Annotated in this window: 2 protein-coding genes; one reads left to right on the forward strand and one right to left on the reverse strand. The window is 68.0% G+C overall.

Annotated elements, in window-relative coordinates:
• Positions 1 to 3: 3 nt before the first annotated feature.
• Positions 4 to 1029 (reverse strand): polyprenyl synthetase family protein, encoded by a 1026-nt coding sequence (locus BKY59_RS06515; RefSeq protein ID WP_076069873.1) that lies wholly within the window; start codon positions 1027 to 1029, stop codon positions 4 to 6.
• A gap of 97 nt (positions 1030 to 1126) precedes the next feature.
• Between BKY59_RS06515 and BKY59_RS06520 the strand changes: the two genes are divergently transcribed.
• Complete coding sequence (locus tag BKY59_RS06520; RefSeq protein WP_083671929.1) at positions 1127 to 1432, forward strand: chorismate mutase; 306 nt, start codon at positions 1127 to 1129, stop codon at positions 1430 to 1432.
• Positions 1433 to 1441: the final 9 nt, after the last annotated feature.

Below are 1441 nucleotides of genomic sequence, written 5' to 3' on the forward strand. Positions count from 1 at the left end.
TCGTCAATAAGCCCTTGCGATGGCGAACTCGACGGCTTCGACCAGCGCGGCCCGCGCCGGGCCGCTGCCGATGCCCGACAGCGCGTCGATCGCCCGCTGCCCGTAATGCCGCGCCCGCGCCACCGTGTCGGCAATCGCGTTCGTCCCCGCAAGAAGACCCGTCGCATGCGCCAGGTCCGCGTCCGACACCCGCCGACCCTCGATCGCGTCGCGCCAGAACTTGCGGTCCTCCGCACTGCCCCGCGCAAACGCCAGAATCACCGGCAGCGTCACCTTCCCGTCGCGGAAATCGTCGCCCGTATCCTTGCCCATCACCGCCGCGTCCGACGCATAGTCCATCGCATCGTCCACCAGCTGGAACGCGATCCCCAGATACCGGCCGTAATTGTCCAGCGCCGCCTCCACGCCCGCATCGCGTTCCGCCACCACCGCCGCGATCCGGCACGCCGCGGCAAACAGCGCCGCCGTCTTGGCATCGATGATCTTCAGATACTGCGCCTCGGCCGTCTCCACCCGCCGCTGCGCCGACAGCTGCTCCACCTCGCCCTCCGCGATCACCGCGCTGGCATGGCTCAGGATCTTCAGGACGCGCAGGCTGCCGTCCTCGACCATCAGCTCGAAACCCCGGCTCAGCAGGAAATCCCCCACCAGCACGCTCGGGCCATTGCCCCAGATCATGTTCGCCGTCCGCCGGCCGCGCCGCTGGCCGGACCCGTCCACCACGTCGTCGTGCAGCAACGTCGCGGTGTGGATGAACTCCACAGCAGCGGCCAGCATGTGATGCCGCGTCCCCGGATAGTCCAGCAATCGCGCGCACGCCAGCGTCAGCATCGGCCGCATCCGCTTGCCCCCGCCCGCGATCAGGTGACCCGCAAGCTCCGGGATCAGCGGCACCTGCGACTGCATCCGGTCCAGGATCACCCGGTTCACCGCACCCATGTCCCCCGCCACCAGCGCCATCAGCGCATCGAGCGTCGGCGGCCGGTCGCGCCTGGCCGAAACCGGCATCGGGATAAGCGTCGCTGTCATGCCGACCCAATTGGCCTGCGTTCCCTGCAAGCGCAAGGCTTGCATCCCGACCAGGACCCTACGAAACCCGGAGTCGCCAGACGGAGACCCGCCCCCCATGACCGACATGCCCGACACACCCGACACGCCCGACCCGACCCTCGCCGGCTTCCGCCAGAGCATCGACAATATCGACGCCGCCCTCGTCTTCCTCCTCGCCGAACGCTTCAAGGTCACCAAGGCCGTCGGCGCACACAAGGCCGCCACCCGCCTCCCCCCCGCCGACCCGGTACGCGAAACCGCCCAGATCGAACGCCTCCGCGCACTCGCCAAAACCGCAAACCTCGATCCAGACTTCTCCGAAGCCTTCCTCAGATTCGTCATAAACGAAGTCATCCGACACCACGAACGAAGCCGACGATGAGCAGAATGC

It is taken from the genome of Sphingomonas montana (assembly GCF_001956315.1).
GTDB lineage: Bacteria > Pseudomonadota > Alphaproteobacteria > Sphingomonadales > Sphingomonadaceae > Sphingomonas_R > Sphingomonas_R montana.

Excerpts from the sequence above, each read along its gene's own strand:
- BKY59_RS06515 (WP_076069873.1), bottom strand. The coding sequence starts at position 1,029 with ATGACAGCGACGCTTATCCCGATGCCGGTTTCGGCCAGGCGCGACCGG.
- BKY59_RS06520 (WP_083671929.1), top strand. The coding sequence starts at position 1,127 with ATGACCGACATGCCCGACACACCCGACACGCCCGACCCGACCCTCGCC.